Source organism: Candidatus Zixiibacteriota bacterium (genome assembly GCA_035574315.1).
Taxonomy (GTDB): domain Bacteria; phylum Desulfobacterota; class Binatia; order UBA9968; family UBA9968; genus DATLYW01.
The window spans coordinates 19,706-36,702 of the sequence record DATLYW010000046.1 but is presented as its reverse complement, the minus strand read 5'-3'; the positions used below and the strand labels follow the sequence as shown (position 1 = coordinate 36,702).

Sequence of the window (16,997 nt, the reverse complement as noted above, 5' to 3'; positions counted from 1 at the left end):
TCCCGGGTCTTCTTGGCGAAAGTGCCATTGGGGCTCCGGTCATGCCCGGCAGGGGAGCGGGGTGCGGCTCTGGCATGTCTCTTGCCGGTCCGCCGGACGATGGGCGAGTTTTACATCGACCAGATCGACGCTGCCCGAAGCGACGTCGAAATTGTGGAGCGCAAGGGGGTGGGCCATCCGGATACGATTTGTGACCTCGTCATGGAGCACATCTCGCGGGAGCTGTACGCCGCATACGAGCGGAAGGTCGGGCGGGTCCTCCATTACAACTGCGACAAGGGTCTTTTGATCGCCGGCAAGGTCGAGCGTCGTTACGGGGGAGGACGGGTGGTCGAGCCCATGCGGCTCGTGATCGGCGATCGCGCCACTCCGGTCGAAGAGTTCGACGTCTGCAGCCTCGCGGCAGAGGCCGCCAGGAGCTGGTTCGAAACCAATTTTCCCAACATCGATCCGGACAGGCACCTGGCAATCCAGGTGGAGCTCAAAGGGGGCTCGGAAGAACTGGCCGGAATTTTTCGCCGGAAGGCACGCACGGTTGCGGCGAACGACACCTCGGCGGCGGTGGGATACGCTCCTCTCACGGAAACGGAGAGCCTCGTGCTCGAAACGGAGAGGTTCCTGAACGGGCCGGATTTCAAGAGCCGGTATCCCGAAAGCGGCAAGGACGTCAAGGTCATGGGAATACGCAAGCGGGATCGCCTCGGGGTTACGGTTGCGATGCCGCTTCTCGACGGGTACGTGACCGGCGAGCGAAGCTATTTTCGAAAAAAGGAGGAAATGCGCGAGACCCTCCTGGCGTATCTCCGGTCCCGCCTGCGGCGGCTCCGGGAGGTCGCGGTGAGTATCAACACGTTGGACCGGCGCGGCGCGGGACCGGCCGGGATGTACCTCTCGGTTCTTGGGACTTCGGCGGAAGACGCCGACTCGGGAGAGGTGGGGCGGGGAAATCAGGTCAACGGCATCATCGCGCTCAATCGCCCGCGTGGCTCGGAAGCGGCCGCAGGAAAAAATCCGGTGAGCCACGTGGGCAAGATTTACAGCGTTCTGGCCCACCTCCTGGCCGGCCGGATTTACCGGGAGGTTTCAGGCGTCGAGCAGGTCTTCGTATGGCTGTGCAGTCGCATCGGCGACCCCGTGGATCGTCCGTGGATCACCTCGGTGCAGCTCGAGCTGACGAAGGGAGCGGAGCTCGGAGACGTCACAAAGCAGGTCCGCACGATCGTCGCCGCAAACCTTGCGAGGACGAGGGAATTTTGCGCGGAGCTCGCCGCCGGCATCCATCCCATCTGCTGACCTGAAGCCGGTCCGCCGCGGCAGGGCTGAACCCGATCCTGCATCAGTGGCCGGGATCCCGGCGATGTCCCATCATTTCGCTGCCGTGGTCGGGCGCGTGAGCGCCGGCCAGCAAGGCGTGCAGCTTTTCCACCTGGTGAATGAAGGCGACGTAGGCTTCCACGTAGTCGCGTCCGGCGGCGACGCTCTCATCCTTGTGCCGCTTCTTCGCCATGACCGAGCTGAAACGGGAGCGGATGGTTTCGGCGACTTCCCGCCCGAGCCGATCGGCAAGGGCATCCACGCTACCGGTCTCGACGGCTCTGTCGGCCGCTTCGATTCCCGGATCCACCGGCGAGCCGGCCGGTTTGAGCCCGGTATAAGGCTCTCCTTCGCCTGACCGATGGACGCGCACCAGGGTCTCGAAGAAATAGCGGTCGGCGAGCTCTCTTGCTTCCGCACCGAGCCTGCGAACCGCTAGTGTCTTGTTGAAAGCTTCCCGGATCTCGGCCTCGTCCGGTTTTCGAACCCAGATCAGAGCCCGATCGACGTTCCCGGCTTCGAGGGCTTTGCGGGCATCCTGGACTACAGGACCGTCCAGGGTGTCACAGTGGGCGAGCACGAGCGGGACAAAGGAGGAAAATCCCGGATCCCACAGAAGCGCAGCGGCCGCGACGCTAATCAAGAGAGCCAACTTGCCAGGACGGGTCTTGTGTAGCATGTAAGTCACCCTCGAAAGCTCATGGGAGGCTTATGCATCCGATGTGCCAACGATTTCGTCGGCTGAAGATTGTGTTTCAGAAATGCGAAAAAACGGCTTGAATTCTTGCAAGTCGTGAAAAGGATAAAACGGTGGGACGGAGATCCGCCGCAAGCCGCATGGGTTCGCGCCGCTGCAAAAGGCCGACTTGCGGTACTTGCAGCAATGACAGGATGCGATCGGGGAGAATGTTTCCGGCGCGACCGAAGCGCGGGCTTTTCTGCGATGCGCAGCGCCGTTTCCGCGTCGGGACGAATCTGGCGCCTTCGGGGCACGTTTCTTGCGGATACATCTCTCGGAGGACAGACATGAAACCTATCCGGATCCTGATTATCGGTTTGCTGCTTGCAGCGGGGCTTGCTTCCTGCTCGACGCCCATGACCACGCGCGAGACCGGTGCGGTGGCCGGCGGGATCGGCGGAGCGGCCGCCGGAGGCATTATCGGCAGCGCGGTCGGGCGCCCCGGCACGGGCGCCGCCATCGGCGGGGCCTTGGGCCTGGGCGCGGGAGCGTTGATCGGCGACCAGATCCAGGCGTTGCAGAACCGCCAGGCGGAGCTGGAACGGCAGCTCAAGGAATCTCGAGAAGAGCTCGAAAGCCAGCGCAGGGAGCTGGAGCGAATCAGGAAGGAAGCGAAAGAATACTAGCCGACATGGATTCCCGTTCCTGGTTTCCGGTTTCCGGTTCGAGGTTTCGAACCGCCGCAGAGGATTGAATCGCCGCCTTCGGGGCGGCACGGTTTGAACGGAGCGCGGCGGTTGACGGGCTTGAACGGTTTGAACTCTTAGAAGCGGAGGGGGTTATGCGTTCGACATTTCATTTGCGGATCCTGCTGGGTGCTCTGGTCGCGACGCTCGCCGGGCCGGTAAGATGCGGCATTCCGACGGCGGAGCTGTTCGCGCAGGAAATGGGCTCGGGGTCTTCGGTTGAACAGGGAAAGAGCCCGCAGGGCTATCGCTATCTCCACGGCGGGGTGAGCAGCGAGGAGCGGGAAGCGATCGAGGCGCTGGCGAAAGATTACAACGTGCAGCTCACCTTCGCGGAGAAGCGGGGTCCGTATCTGGCCGGGATCAAGCTCGCCGTGGCGGAGATCAAGGGCGGTGAGATCGTCTCTCTCACCACCAACGGCCCGTTTTTTTACATCCAGCTGCCGTCCGGCGATTATCGGGTAAGCGCCACGTTCAACGGCGTCACCCGTGAGATCAAGCGGATTTCGGTGCCGAAGGGCAAAACCGTCCGCCGCACGCTCACCTGGGATCTGGGCGAGCAGTCCCCGGAACTGAAGGAGCGGTGAGAATCGGCGGTTCGCTTACCGCTTGCCGCGCAACCTGGGCACGAACCGGGGGACCTCACGGCAGTAGTCCTCGTAGGCGGCGCCGAAGTGCTCTCTCAGCTCTTTCTCTTCCAGGCAAACGATGATGTAAACGGCCGGCACCCATAGCGCTACGATCAGGTACGAGGCGAGATAGTTGGCGATCAGGGAATAGCCGACCAGCGCGATCAGGATCTGGACGTAGCGAGGGTGCCGGATTCTCCCGTAGATGCCTTCGGTCATCAGCTTGCGGGGATAAAAGTCCGGAGCTATTTCCGGAAGCCCCAGGAAGACGGCGATCGTCGCGCGCCCGCGCAGCGCAAAGCCCATGGCGGCGGAGAGCGCCAGACATGCCGTTCCCAGCGCGACCAGCGGATAACGCGTGCCGAAATCCGTTTCCAGGAGATAGTGACGAATGGAGAACAGGCCCATCATCGCGAGCGCAACTGCGGTCAGGACGATCGTATAAGTCAGCGCGATGCCCCGAGCGCGCCAGAAGTGGACCAGCGGGTGGATCAAAAGCCAGTAGAGAAACAGCGGCGGCAAAGCAACCACCAGGCCGAGAGCCACCAGGTATCGCAGCGATTCCATGACGGGATGCGACGCTCTTCGGGCGCGTGCCGTCGAAACCGCCAGGTTCAAAGAGGCGCGCTCTTCTCGGCCGCCGATTCCTGCGGCCTCAAGGGTAGAGTCAAACGGAAGGTCGTTCCTTTTCCGAATTCGCTCGTATAGGTGATCGTGCCGCCGTGAGCGGCGACGATTCGCCGGACGATGACAAGGCCGAGCCCGGTTCCGGTTTTCTTGGTGGTCTTGAAGGGTTCCCAGACATCGATGTCCGCCGGAATGCCGGTGCCGGTGTCGCTGACCTCGATTGCAACCTCGGGTCCGTTCACGGCGGCCCGCACCGTAAGCGTGCCGCCCCAGGGCATCGCCTCGACGGCGTTCTTGCAGAGATTGAGCAACGCCTGCTCGAGCTTGTCACCGTCGGCGATCACCGCGGGCAAATCGGCGGGAATTTCGACCTGCACCCGGATTCCCCGGCCCGCATATTCCGCTTCTTCGAGAGCCAGCGTCTGAGCCACGACTTGCGCCACCGAGATCGGCTGAAATTTGTACTGTTCGCTGCGGTACAGGGCACGGAAATCGCCCAGGAGATTGTTCAACCGTTCGATTTCCCTGACGATGGTCTGTAGCGTCGCCAGGGTTTTCTGGTCTGCGGCCCCGGCCTGCTGAAGCCGCTGTCGCAGCAGCTGAACCGTCAGATAAATGCCGTTGATGGGATTGCTGATCTCGTGCGCGAACTTCGCCGAAGTCAGGCCGATCGCCGCCAGCCGCTCGTGCTCGATCAGCCGCCCCTGGAGCTTGATTCGTTCCGAGATGTCCCGGATAAAGGCGGCGTAGTGAATTCCCTCTTCCGTGGGAATCTCCACGACGGACAGCTCGATCGGGAAAACACTGCCGTCTTTTCGTTTCGCCTTCACCGTGCGAATCCGGCCGACCGCGCGGGCTTCGCGGGTCGTTTCGTAACGGGCGATGTAATCTCCGTGCTCCGACTTGTAAGGCTCGGGCATCAGGAGACCGACCGGCTTGCCGGCCACTTCGTCCCTGGAATAACCGAACAGCCGCTCCGCCGCCGGGTTGAACTCCACGATCGAGCCCCGGCGGTCGATCGACACCAGAGCATCGGGAGCGGCTCGAACCAGACTGTTCAGCCAGCTCTCGGCCCTTCTCCGCTCGGTGACGTCCAATCCCGAGCAGAGCACGCCGATCAGCTTGCCGTTCTTGTCTTTGAGCAGGTTCGCGTTCCATTCGATCTCGCGCTCACACCCGTCCCTGGTGACGATCCGGCTGGTATCGCCGACCACGGGCGCTCCCGCCAGCACGGTCCGGTAGGCATTTCGAAATCGTTCGCGCTCCCCGGGCGGCAGGAACGTCTCGAACCAGTCCTTTCCCCGAGCCTCTTCGAGGCGGTAACCCGAGAGTCGTTCAAAGCAGGGGTTGGCGTAGTCCAGTCGTCCCTCCTGGTCGAGCAGCAGCACCGGCACCTGCACCGTGTTGAGCACGCTCTGAGAAAACCCTTCCTGCTGCAGCAGGCGTTCTTCGAGCTCCTTTTCCTTTTTTTTCAGTTCGGTGACGTCGGTCGAGATGCCGCAGACCGCGTATGGCTTTCCGCTGGAATCGAGCAGCGGAAACTTGCTGGAAACGAAGGTGTGCAGGCCGTCGTCACACGGCACCACTTCCTCGAACTCCATCGCAGTTCCGGCCTCCAGGACCTTCACGTCGTTCGCGCGGAATACATCCGCCAGCTCTCCGGGGAAAATGTCGTGGTCGGTCTTGCCCCGGATCTCGCTCGGACGGAGATGGAAGAGCTGCTCGTATTGGCGATTCGCGTCGAGATACTTGCCGGCCGCGTCCTTGAGGTAAATGACGCTGCTGGAGCTGTCGACGATGGTACGCAGCAACGTCTCTCGCTTGTGGAGCTCGTCCTCGGCCCGCTTGCGGCGAATGATCGACCCCAATTGCGCGGCGACCGACGAAACGATGGCGACCTGACGAGTGCTCTCCCGGCGCGGCTCGAGCATGGCGAACAACAAAACGGCGAAGACTTCGGACCCGGCCATGATCGGAATCGCAAAGGTGGCCCGGACGCCCAACTCGAGGATCGCCGGCTGCCGCACGATCCCGGATCGAAGGGCACGCTCGTCGTTCCACTCGGGGCGGCGGCTGGACCAGACGCGGCCGGGCAGCCCCTCGTGCGGGGCAAAGGAAATTCCATGCCTGGCCCGTGCGATCCTTTCCGCCTGCTCGTTCTTCGCATGCCAGGAAGAGGCTATGACGAGTCGATCTTTCCGCTCGTTGGGCGCCCAGGCCTCGCCGTACTCCCAACCGGCGAACTCGCAGACTTTCTGGAGCGTCAGCGCCAGCGCCGAGTGGAAATCTTCCGCCGTGCTGATGGCCTCGGTCAGCGTCAGAAGAAGGCGAACTTCTTCCTCCGCCTGGCGCGTGGCAACTTCCCGCTGCAGAGCTCGATCGGCTTGCGCTGGAGCCCGCGTGCGTTCAACCATCGCGTCCCTCCCGGGACAAAAGGCGACACGCCCGGCGAGGCGGGGTGGGATCAATCGCCGTTGAAAGAAATGCCGCCGGCGCCTGAATGAAGAAATGCCGGGATGCCCGAGGACGAAGGCCCAATAAGAAGACCACCGATCACCTCCGGACACCGACCCCGGTGGCTGAACGCGCCTCTCGCCTGAGCGAAATCGGCACTGGCGCGTTCTTCGTTCCCCTTCCGCCGGTGATCGTTCATGGGCTTTGCGTGCAGAGAAATTCCGGCTAAGCCGCTATTCCCTGCCGCCCCAAGATTTCGATCTCGGAAGGGAATACATAATCGGTCACACCGATGTCCCATCGGACGCTGATGAGACGGCGCCCGAGGTTCTCGATGTCGTAGAGAATCGTTCCTTCGGTCGATCTCTTGATCAACCCCCGGTGACTCCTTACGTCCTGAGTTGCCCGGCACCTCATTCCCGTTGTGCCCGGGTCGACTTTTTCGCGCATCACATGCCGCGAAAACAGCAACGGGTGTGCCACCCGGCGCCTGAAACGATCCGGGCGGGCATCGCCCCATAGGTCGAGGGCGATTTTCCCCGCGTTTCCGTGGCAAATCGGTTTTGCAGCGAGCGGGTCTTCGAATTCGCGGTCATGGCGGGGACAGGCCATAATTTGTCGCACGGTTAGGAATAAGCGCGTGGTCGATTTTCATTTTTAGGAATAAACGCGAGGTCCATCGCAATGGCACGTCGATTGCCGTCCTCGTCCATGGGGGATCTGATAATGAGAACGGTCCACCGGCAGCCGGGCGCAATGATTTCAATTGAACGCAGCTCCCCGAATTGCCGCGGCGTCGGCGGCGTTCACAGGCCTCCTGTTCTCCCCAGGATCGCGCGGGTAATCGTTATCCTGTCGCTCGCCTCGTGCGCGACCGTTACGGGCCCGCGGATCGAGTCCGAGGAGGAGCAGCGGGTCCAGCTCGCCCTGAAAGCCGAGGCGAAAGCCTTCCATGAGGCTCAGCAGGCGCGGCTCGACCGAGTCGGCGCCCGGTTGATGAAGGCGAGTGGCGCGAAAGAAAAGCTGAAGCTCCATTACGTCGGGCGGCCGGAGCAAACCGGAGGCAGGATCCATCCCGATTTGGTCAACGCGTGGACGGACGGCGAAGGCGTGTGGATCACACGAGGCATGATGCGCTTCCTCAGGAGCGACGACGAGCTGGCCGTGGTGCTCGGGCACGAGATGGCGCACGCGTATCGGGGCCACATGGCCTACCTCCGCGGCAAGCAAGCCCTGGGGCTGGCGCTCAGCATTCCGGCAGCGATCTTCGGCGGCCAGGCGGCCGGCCAGCTGGCGGCGCTGCTCGTCGAGGCCGCAACGAAAAAATTCGACCGAGACCAGGAAAGGGAAGCGGACCTGTTCGGTTTGATCTGGGTTCACCGGGCCGGGTTCGACCCCGAGGTTGCCAAAGGTCTCTTTCGCCGGATGGCGATCGAGATGCCAGAAAGCGTCGAGCGAGGATTTCTCTCTTCCCACCCGACCTCGGCCGAAAGGCTGCTCGCCATGGAGAAGGTCTCCGAAGCGCTGAAGAAAGGACTGGATCCGCTGGAGGTCTTCGCCCCAGCGGAAAAGCGTCAAGAACGTTCGGAGATGCCGCCCAGGCGATGATCGACCCAGGTTTCGGCGCGAGCCAGGGCGCAGCGAACCGCCTCCTCCTCGCTGGTCACCCGATCGGGAAACTCGACGAACTCGAAACGTCGCGAAACGTCCTCCCACCAGCTGATCGCGACTTGCGGCACCCAGCTCGCCGAAGCGGTATCGAAGGTGGGGCACGGAATCATGGCATGGTTGCGGTACAACCGACTCCACATAGGGATCAATTCCTCCCGACAGTCTTTAAGGAGGGACTCGGCTCGCCATCGCGTTAGCGCGGCGTTGCCGTGGTTTCCCTTCGAGCACTCGTTTCCGGAGCGAATTATCGAGAAGCAACCCCGATGCCAGCCGGCGCGACGATCCGATTTCGCCGATCGACCCCCGGTGCGATAAGCCAGGGTTCGCGGTTTTTCAGAGAGATATGTGCGACCGCACGATTTCCGGTTGAAGGAGAGCTCGGCTTCCGAGCGCACGAATGTATGGCACGCCCGGGAATGCCAGTGCCTCGTTCTTTTCAATTCTCGGAACCGCGTATCGATTCCTTTCTTTTCGCTCCGTGGCACGGTAATTGCCCGCGAGACTGTGAGAAGCTCCGGACCGCGGATTCGTAGCCGCGTCCGATGACTTCGATTCTAAACGGCATGATCGATGAGCTTGCGTGAAGATACGGCGCGGGAAATCGAAGAGGTTTTGCGCCTCGACGAGGCGCCGCGCCGCAGGCGTTACGCCAAGGCCGCCGCCGTTCTGCTGCTGGTGTTAGCCGGTGTCGTTGCCGCCGCCCGTTATTTCGCCGACCGGCGCTCCACGGCGGTCCGGTACAGGACGGCTCCGGTGGTGCGAGGAGATCTCACGGTCGTTGTCACGGCAACAGGCACGGTGCAGCCGGTCAACCAGGTGGAAGTGGGCACGGAAATTTCCGGGACCATAAGGACGGTCGAGGTCGATTACAACGATCGCGTGGTCGTCGGGCAGGTTCTCGCCCGCCTCGACACCGACAAGCTGCAAGCGCAGGTCTTGCAGTCCCAATCGACGCTGGAGTCGATGCAGGCCAGATTGATCGAGGCTCAGGCGACGGTGGCCGAAGCGCGCGACAACCTCGAGCGCTTCAAGCGCGTCCGCGAAATGAGCGGCGGGAAGGTCCCGTCCGAGCGGGAGTTCGCAGCCGCCGAGGCGGCGCTCAAGCGCGCGCTGGCGCTGGAGGCGACGCTCAGGGCGCAGGTTTCCGAGGCGAGGTGGAAACTCGACATCGACCGGACGAACCTCTCCAAGGCCGTGATCCGCTCGCCGATCAACGGCGTCGTGCTCAAGCGTCAGGTGGAACCGGGACAGACGGTGACGGCATCGCTGCAGACGCCGGTGCTCTTCACGATCGCGGAGAACCTAGCGCAGATGGAGGTGCAGGTCGACGTCGACGAGGCCGACGTGGCCCACGTCAGGGACGGACAGGAGGCCTTCTTTACGGTGGACGGTTACCCGGGCCGGATCTTCAAGGCGGTCGTCAAGCAGGTTCGCTACGGCCCGGAGACCGTTCAGGGCGTGGTCACCTACAAGACGCTGCTCTCGGTCGACAACACCGATCTCGCGCTCCGGCCCGGTATGACCGCCACGGCGAACATCACCGTGAAAAAGCTCGCCGATGTCCTGCTGGCGCCGAATGCCGCGCTGCGTTTTTCGCCGCCTCCGGTAGAGGAAGCGGCTCCCGCCGGCAGCCTGCTTGGCCGGCTGTTTCCCCGCCCTCCGCGGGAACGCCGACGTGAGCCGGCCGACCTGAAGAGCAGGCAGCAGCGGCTGTGGGTCCTGCGGGACGGAGAGCTCGCTGCCGTTCCGGTAACCACGGGATCGACCGACGGGGTGATGACGGAAATTGTCGGCGGCGAAATCGCGCCGGGAACCCAGGTCGTCGTCGACGTCATCAAGGCAGGTTCGTGATGGAAGCGCCTGCGGAAGAATCGGCTCGCGGACCCCAGATCCTGCTGCGCAAGGTAACCAAAGTCTACGGCGTGGGAACGGCGGCGGTGCACGCCTTGCGCGGCGTGGACCTGCGCATCGAACGGGGCGAGTTCGTCGCCGTCATGGGGCCGAGCGGCTCGGGAAAATCGACCTGCCTGAACATTCTCGGCTGCCTGGACACCCCGACATCGGGATCGTACCGCTTCGAGGGCGTCGAGGTACGCGACCTCTCCCGCGTCCAGAGAGCGCGGCTGCGGCGCTATTTCCTCGGGTTCGTCTTTCAAGGCTACAACCTGCTCAACCGCACCTCGGCTCTGGAGAACGTCGAGCTGCCGCTGATCTACCGCGGGTATCCGGTCGCGGAGCGCCGGGCGCTCGCCCGCCGGGCGCTGGAGGCGGTGGGGCTGGGCGGGTGGGAAAGCCACACTCCCTCCGAGCTTTCGGGCGGCCAGCAGCAACGGGTCGCGATCGCCCGCGCGATCGTGACGGCGCCGCGGGTTCTGTTCGCCGATGAGCCGACGGGGAACCTCGATACCGCGCGGAGCCGCGAGATCATGGATCTGCTGGACGCGCTCAACCGCGACCGCGGAATCACGATCGTTCTGGTCACCCACGAGCGCGACATCGCGGCGTACGCGCGGCGCGTCGTGCGCTTCGTCGACGGGCGCGTGGAGTCCGACGAGGGCCAGCGGCACGAGGCGGCGTGATGCTCGGGAATGCCTTCTTGCTCGCCGTGCGGGAGCTGCGCCGCAACGCCCTGCGCTCGTTCCTTACCATCCTCGGAATCGTCATCGGCGTGGCGTCGGTCATCGTGATGGTGACGCTCGGGAGCGGCGCCACGCTGCAGGTCTCTCAGCAGATCGCGAGCCTGGGGAGCAACGTGGTGATCGTGCTCCCGGGACAGATGGGCCCCGGGCGAGGCGTAACCGTGGCCCCGTTCAGCGAGAGCGACGTCGAAGCGATCGCCCGGGAGATCGGGGATCTTAAAGTCGTGGCGCCCACGGCGACCAAGCCGGTCACGGCCGTCTTCGGCAACAAAAACTGGTCGACCGCGGTCACGGGGACGACCAACGACTACTTCGCCGCGGCGAACTGGGTCCTGGCGCGCGGGCGGACGTTCAGCGAGGCCGAGCTGCGCGCCGGCAAGGCCGTCTGCGTGCTCGGAGCCACGGTGAGCAGGGAGCTGTTCGGCGCGCAGGACCCGCTGGGCAGCAAGGTGCGGTTGAGGAACGTTTCTTGCGAGGTCATCGGGCTGCTGGAGGCAAAAGGACAGTCCGTGATGGGCAGGGATCAAGACGATCTCGTCGTGATACCGCTTCGGACCTTTCAGCGGCGTATCGCAGGCAACCGCGACATCTCTTCGATCCAGCTTTCCGTGCGGGAGGAGGGCGCCATCGACAGGGTCAAGGCGGCCGTCGAGCGGTTGATGCGCGAGCGACGGCATCTCGCTCCCAACGAGATCAACGACTTCTCGGTCCTGGATACCCGCCAGATCGCGCAGACGCTCACCGGTACGACCCGCATCCTCACGCTGCTGCTGAGCGCCGTCGCAGCAGTCAGCCTGGTGGTGGGCGGCATCGGGATCATGAACATCATGCTCGTGTCGGTCACGGAGCGGACGCGCGAAATCGGGATCCGGCTGGCGATCGGCGCCTACGAGCGCGACGTGCTGACGCAGTTTCTGGTGGAGTCGGTGGTGCTGGCCTCGTTCGGCGGCCTGTTCGGCCTGCTGCTCGCGCTCGCGGCGTCCGCCGCCCTGGCGCGCCTGCTGGAAGTTCCGCTGGTGCTGAATCCCGGGATCATGGTGCTCGCTCTGCTCTTTTCCGGAGGCGTGGGGGTCGTCTTCGGCTACGTTCCGGCGCGCCGCGCCGCGCAGCTCGATCCGATCGAGGCGCTGCGTCATGAATGAATGCGGAAGGACCATGTTCATCCTGGAGACGACACGCGCGAGTCGCCGGTACGAGGTGTCCCGCGCAGCCGTGCGGTTCTCGGGCGCTCTATCCGTCGCGCTCGCGCTGTGGGGTTGCTTTACGGTCGGGCCCGACTACGTCGAGCCCGAGACGAGGTTGCCGGCCGCATGGAGCCGCGAACTCGGCGGCGGCCTGAGCGCGGCGTCGCCGGCAGAGGATGGACTCGCCCGCTGGTGGACCGTGCTGGGCGATCCCGATCTGTCGGCGCTGATCGAGCGGGCCGCGGCGGGTAACCGGAACCTCAAGGTCGCGCTGGCGCGCGTGCGCGAGGCCCGGGCCCGGCGCGCCATCGCCGAGGCCGGATACTTTCCACAGGTCAACTTCACCGCGTCCGCCGCGCGCAGCCGTGGCAGCGAGCAGACCGGCGCGGGAGAAACGCGCGAGCTGTACAAGACCGGGTTCGACGCCACGTGGGAAATCGACGTCTTCGGCCGGGTGCGCCGTTCCGTCGAGGCGGCGCAGGGGGACCTCGAGGCGAGCGTGGCGGATTACCACGACGTGCTCGTGACAGTGCTCGCGGAGGTCGCGGTCAACTACGTGGAGGCGCGCACTCTCCAGGCCCAACTCCAGGTGGCGGAGGAAAACGTCGAAGCACAGACGGAAACCCTGCAGCTCACCGAATGGCGATTCGAGGCCGGCCTCGTGAGCAGGCTCGACGTGGAACAGGCGAGGTCCAATCTCGAGAACACACGCGCGCAGCTCCCGCGGTTGCGCTCCGACATCGAGGCGGCCAGGAACCGGATCGCGGTGCTGGTCGGGGTTCATCCGGGCGCGCTCGACGCGGAGTTGTCGGCGCGAAAGCCGATACCCCAACCGCCCGTCGAGATCGCGGTCGGGGTGCCCGCCGAGACTCTACGGCGCCGGCCGGACGTTCGCCGCGCGGAGCGGCAGCTCGCCGCGCAGACCGCGCGCGTCGGGGTCGCCACGGCCGATCTCTATCCCCGGCTCTCCCTGCCTGGATCCATCGGTTTGGAAGCGCTCTCGGGCGATCGGCTGTTCTCCGCCGGAAGCCGGGCGGCGAGCCTCGCCGGGAGCCTCGTCTGGACAATTTTCAAGGGCGGAGCGATCCGTCGGGCGATCGAAGCCCAAAGCGCGCTCCAGCAGCAGGCATTGGAGCAGTACGAAGCCGCCGTTCTTACCGCGCTCGAAGACGTCGAGAACGCCCTGGTCGCCTATGCCGGAGAACAGGAGCGGCAGCGGGCGCTCGCGGAGGCGGATCAGGCCGCCCGGCACGCGGCGCAGCTGGCGCGCGACCAGTACGCGTCTGGTCTGGTCGACTTCCAGACGGTGCTGGACGCGGAGCGAACGTCGCTTGCGTCCCAGGACCAGCTGGTCCAGAGCCGCGGGCGGGTCGCCTCCAATCTCATCGCCCTGTACAAGTCGCTCGGCGGCGGCTGGACGCAGCTTGCGGGCCTTCAGCCGTGAGCCGGCGCGATGTTCACGGCTCGATTCGCTCCCGAATCGCGAATGCGCCGACGGCCTTCGGGATGGTCAACCGTTCGGGTATCGTGTATTCTTTTTTCGCCGGCGCAGAGGGCGGCCGCTGCTGCGCCGGCGGCGGGTTATCCTGTCACGCAGCGGCACCGAACTCTCGGGTGGTGGTGTATGCCGGTCGAATCCGACAGGTGGATCGCCTATTTTTCCATGGAGATCGGGCTGGAAGCGGCCATGCCCACGTACAGCGGCGGGCTCGGCGTGCTCGCGGGGGACACGTTGCGGGCTGCGGCCGATCTGAAGGTTCCCCTCGTGGGCGTGACGCTCCTTCATCGCAAGGGGTATTTCTACCAGAGGCTGGATCCCAGTGGATGGCAGACGGAAGAGCCGGTGGATTGGGTGGTCGAGGATTTTCTCGCCGAAACCCCGCACCGGACCGCCGTCGTGATCGAAGGTCGAAGCGTGCAGCTCCGCGCGTGGAAATACGAGCTGCGCGGCGCCGGGAACTTCATCGTCCCGGTCTACTTCCTGGACTCCGACCTTCCGGACAACTCCGAGTGGGACCGGACCCTGACGCATTTCCTTTACGGCGGCGATCAACGCTATCGCCTGGCTCAGGAGATCATTCTCGGCATCGGCGGCGTGAGAATGCTCCGGGCGATTGGCTACGACGCCATCAGCCGATTCCACATGAACGAAGGACACGCCGGTTTGCTGGCGCTCGAGCTTCTGGACGAGGAGGCGAGAAAGGCCGGCAGGGAGAAGATCGAGCCGCGCGACGTGGAGGTGGTCCGGAAAAAGTGCATCTTCACGACCCATACGCCGGTCGCGGCGGGCCACGACCAGTTTCCGCTCGATCTCGTCGATCGTCTCCTGGCGCGCCGGGAAGTCCACGAGATGAAGGACGTCTTCTGCTGCGAGGGGATCCTGAACATGACGTACCTCGCGCTGAACCTGAGCCACTACGTGAACGGGGTCGCCAAGCGCCACGGCGAGATCTCGCGGCTGATGTTCGCGGGGTACAACATCGACGCGATCACCAACGGCGTGCACGCCGCCACCTGGACTTCGGGGCCATTCCGCAGGCTCTTCGATCAGTATATTCCGGGGTGGCAGCAAGACAATTTCAGCCTCCGCTACGCGCTCAGCATTCCGGCCGAGGACATCTGGCGCGCCCACATGCGGGCGAAGCGGTCGCTGATCCTGGACATCAACCGACAGACGAACGCCGGGATGGACGTCGACGTGCTGACGATCGGCTTCGCGCGCCGCGCGGCGGCGTACAAGCGCGCCGATCTTCTCGTTTCGGATCTCGCGCGGCTGAAGGAGATCGCGTCGGGCGGCAGGTTGCAGATCGTCTACGCGGGCAAGGCGCACCCGCATGACGCCTCGGGCAAGGAATCGATCCAGCGCGTCGTTCGCGCCCTGCAGTCGCTGCGGGGCTCGGTCAAAGGGGTCTACCTGGAGAACTACGACCTGGAGCTCGGGAAGAAGCTGACCTCGGGAGTCGACGTCTGGCTCAACACGCCTCAGCCGCCGCTCGAGGCCTCGGGAACCAGCGGCATGAAGGCCGCGCTCAACGGCGTTCCCAGCCTCAGCGTGCTCGACGGGTGGTGGATCGAGGGATGCATCGAAGGCGTGACCGGCTGGTCGATCGGACCGAAGCCCGCGGGCGACGAAGCGAAGAATCACTCTCGCGACGCGGCGGCGCTCTACGAGAAGCTGCAGGACGTCGTGGTTCCGCTGTTCTACGGCAACCGCAACGGCTTCATCGACGTGATGCGGCACGCGATCGCGCTCAACGGCTCGTTCTTCAACACCCATCGGATGCTGCAACAGTACGTGTTGAAAGCGTATTTTTGACCGGCACGGTCTTTGCCCGTGGAAGCTTTGCTACAGCACCGGTGACGACATGCAACCGGCTCGTGCCGCGACATCCGGACCCGCGCTCACCCCGATCTCGGGCGTCGCCGGGAAGGGACCGGCCTGCTTTCTCGTGGAGGCCGGAAGCGTTCGCCTGCTGCTCGATCTCGGCTACGGGCCTCAGCCGGGACTGCTGCCCGACGTAAGCGGCGTCGGCGAGGTCGACGCTCTTGTCCTGAGCCATGGCCACCGGGACCACGCGGGCGGCCTGTCCCTGATGTCGAAGATCGGGAATCCTCCCGTTTTCGCCACCGAGTGGGTTTGCCGGGGCCTTCCGGCAGGCGTCGAATCCCGCGTCCTGCCGCTTGCAGGCTCGACCGACATCGTCGGGATACGGGTCGACACGGGCCGTTCGGGCCACGCGCCGGGCGGCGTCTGGCTTCGTCTGCATGTGGGCGGCGGTCTTCTCTACATGGGCGACCACTCGAGCGAGTCGATTCTCTACCGCTACGACGCTCCCCCGCCCGCGCGGACGGTCATCCTCGACGCCTCCTACGGAGCCGACGACACGCCGCTTGCCAGACAGTTTGCGAGCTTCGATGCGGTCTTTTCCGCGGGCGACGTTTTGCTGCCGGTTCCGGCTGACGGCCGGGGGCCCGAGATCGCTCTCTACCTCGCGCGCCGGGGTTGCGCCGTGCGCGTGGATGAAGCCGTGCGCGCCGGGCTGCGGCGCCTGGCGGAAGAGGGCCGGGAGTCGCTGCATCCTGGGACTGAAACGGAGATCGCCCGAATCGCGGCGACCGCCGGGCCGATCGACGGAACGCAGGGAGTGATGCTCGCGAGCCGCGCCGACGCGACGGCCGGAGAGGCCGCGCGCCGGGTCGCGGAATGGGGAGGTGCTGCACGGCCGGCGATCGTTTTTACAGGCTACGTTCCGCCGGGCACTCCGGCGGAACGGCTGATCAAGAGCGGCCGGGCGCGATATCTGCGCTGGAACGTTCACCCACGCCTGTCCGACAACGTCGCCCTCGTCCGGTCGGCCGGGCCGGCCACCGTAGTTCCGGCGTTCTGCGAACGCGAGGCTCTCGACGAGCTCGCGCGCGCCTTTGCTCCGGCCGAAGTCGCGGCGGCCGGCGTGGTGCGCCTATGACGGTGGAGGTCCCGAGGGTTCCGCTCTTCGCGCGGCCTTTTTACTTTCTGCGCCACGGGGAGACCGAGGCGAACGTGCTCAGGATTGTGGCCGGCTCGCGCGACGTCCCCCTGACCGAGCTGGGGCACGTCCAGGCGCGCGAGGCGGCCGCGTTGCTCGCGGGACGCGGCATTACGGCGATCTGCTCGAGCGCGCTGCAGCGCGCGCGCCAGACCGCGCGGTACGTCGCGGAAGCCCTGGAGCTGCCCGTGACCATCGTTCCGGAGCTGGGGGAGCGTAACTGGGGCGCGCTCGAAGGCCGACCGCGCGACCTGTGCCTCGCCGGGGTCACCCCTCCAGGAGGCGAGACCGAGGAGGAGTTTTCGAGTCGGGTCTTGCGCGGTTTCGCCAGGGTCGAGCCGGAAGGGCTTCCGCTGATCGTCTCTCATTCGGGCGTGTTCCGCGTCCTGTGCCGCGTCCTGGGAGTCGAGCCGCCGGGCGAGCGCATCGAAAACGCGCGGCCCGTGCTCTGCCTGCCGCCGGACGCCCGCAGCCCGATCTGGCGGCTCGAGCTGTTGTGAGCGCCGCTCGGTCGGTCGCTCGAAAGGC

The 16,997-nt window shown here is 65.0% G+C and carries 16 protein-coding genes; 11 read left to right on the top strand and 5 right to left on the bottom strand.

Going from position 1 to position 16,997, the window contains the following annotated elements; genetic code table 11:
- Positions 1-99: 99 nt before the first annotated feature.
- Positions 100-1,293, top strand: a complete 1,194-nt coding sequence (locus VNN77_15575; protein HXG52817.1) for a methionine adenosyltransferase — start codon at positions 100-102, stop codon at positions 1,291-1,293.
- 43 nt (positions 1,294-1,336) lie between these two features.
- Here the strand turns inward: VNN77_15575 and VNN77_15570 are convergent, their stop codons facing one another.
- The gene (locus tag VNN77_15570; GenBank protein ID HXG52816.1) at positions 1,337-1,966 is read right to left on the bottom strand and encodes a DUF6448 family protein; all 630 of its coding nucleotides are present in this window, start codon (positions 1,964-1,966) and stop codon (positions 1,337-1,339) included.
- A gap of 374 nt (positions 1,967-2,340) precedes the next feature.
- Here VNN77_15570 and VNN77_15565 point away from each other — a divergent pair, with 374 nt between their 5' ends.
- Positions 2,341-2,679, top strand: coding sequence for a glycine zipper domain-containing protein (locus VNN77_15565; protein HXG52815.1), 339 nt, complete (start codon positions 2,341-2,343; stop codon positions 2,677-2,679).
- 155 nt (positions 2,680-2,834) lie between these two features.
- Entirely contained in the window at positions 2,835-3,326 is a 492-nt protein-coding gene (locus VNN77_15560) for a carboxypeptidase-like regulatory domain-containing protein (protein ID HXG52814.1), read from the top strand.
- Between the two features lie 15 nt (positions 3,327-3,341).
- Here VNN77_15560 and VNN77_15555 read toward each other — a convergent pair whose 3' ends face one another.
- The 3 genes from VNN77_15555 to VNN77_15545 form a co-directional block, all read right to left on the bottom strand.
- Entirely contained in the window at positions 3,342-3,935 is a 594-nt protein-coding gene (locus VNN77_15555) for an isoprenylcysteine carboxylmethyltransferase family protein (protein ID HXG52813.1), read from the bottom strand.
- A 47-nt stretch (positions 3,936-3,982) separates the two neighbouring features.
- Positions 3,983-6,409 carry a PAS domain S-box protein gene (locus VNN77_15550; GenBank protein HXG52812.1) on the bottom strand — a complete coding sequence of 809 codons (2,427 nt, stop codon included), beginning with the start codon at positions 6,407-6,409 and terminating at the stop codon, positions 3,983-3,985.
- A 265-nt stretch (positions 6,410-6,674) separates the two neighbouring features.
- Positions 6,675-6,824, bottom strand: a complete 150-nt coding sequence (locus tag VNN77_15545; protein HXG52811.1) for a hypothetical protein — start codon at positions 6,822-6,824, stop codon at positions 6,675-6,677.
- 381 nt (positions 6,825-7,205) lie between these two features.
- Here VNN77_15545 and VNN77_15540 point away from each other — a divergent pair, with 381 nt between their 5' ends.
- Positions 7,206-8,057 carry a M48 family metalloprotease gene (locus VNN77_15540; protein HXG52810.1) on the top strand — a complete coding sequence of 284 codons (852 nt, stop codon included), beginning with the start codon at positions 7,206-7,208 and terminating at the stop codon, positions 8,055-8,057.
- On the opposite strand, the gene VNN77_15535 is transcribed toward VNN77_15540, so the two are convergent.
- Positions 8,024-8,260: a hypothetical protein gene (locus VNN77_15535; protein HXG52809.1), complete on the bottom strand. Its 237-nt coding sequence runs from the start codon at positions 8,258-8,260 to the stop codon at positions 8,024-8,026. The genes VNN77_15540 and VNN77_15535 overlap by 34 nt on opposite strands.
- Before the next feature lie 430 nt (positions 8,261-8,690).
- Here VNN77_15535 and VNN77_15530 point away from each other — a divergent pair, with 430 nt between their 5' ends.
- From VNN77_15530 to VNN77_15500, 7 genes are all read left to right on the top strand, one after another.
- Positions 8,691-9,971, top strand: a complete 1,281-nt coding sequence (locus VNN77_15530; GenBank protein ID HXG52808.1) for an efflux RND transporter periplasmic adaptor subunit — start codon at positions 8,691-8,693, stop codon at positions 9,969-9,971.
- A complete protein-coding gene (locus VNN77_15525) occupies positions 9,971-10,699 on the top strand; it encodes an ABC transporter ATP-binding protein (protein HXG52807.1) in 729 nt (242 codons plus the stop codon). Before VNN77_15530 ends, VNN77_15525 begins: the two co-directional genes overlap by 1 nt.
- Complete coding sequence (locus VNN77_15520; GenBank protein HXG52806.1) at positions 10,699-11,901, top strand: ABC transporter permease; 1,203 nt, start codon at positions 10,699-10,701, stop codon at positions 11,899-11,901. Before VNN77_15525 ends, VNN77_15520 begins: the two co-directional genes overlap by 1 nt.
- On the top strand, positions 11,894-13,387 hold the full coding sequence (locus VNN77_15515) for an efflux transporter outer membrane subunit (GenBank protein ID HXG52805.1): 1,494 nt from the start codon (positions 11,894-11,896) through the stop codon (positions 13,385-13,387). Before VNN77_15520 ends, VNN77_15515 begins: the two co-directional genes overlap by 8 nt.
- 180 nt (positions 13,388-13,567) lie before the next feature.
- A complete protein-coding gene (gene glgP, locus VNN77_15510; protein ID HXG52804.1) occupies positions 13,568-15,259 on the top strand; it encodes an alpha-glucan family phosphorylase in 1,692 nt (563 codons plus the stop codon).
- 49 nt (positions 15,260-15,308) lie between these two features.
- The gene (locus VNN77_15505; protein ID HXG52803.1) at positions 15,309-16,409 is read left to right on the top strand and encodes an MBL fold metallo-hydrolase; all 1,101 of its coding nucleotides are present in this window, start codon (positions 15,309-15,311) and stop codon (positions 16,407-16,409) included.
- Complete coding sequence (locus VNN77_15500; GenBank protein ID HXG52802.1) at positions 16,406-16,969, top strand: histidine phosphatase family protein; 564 nt, start codon at positions 16,406-16,408, stop codon at positions 16,967-16,969. Before VNN77_15505 ends, VNN77_15500 begins: the two co-directional genes overlap by 4 nt.
- Positions 16,970-16,997 lie beyond the last annotated feature (28 nt).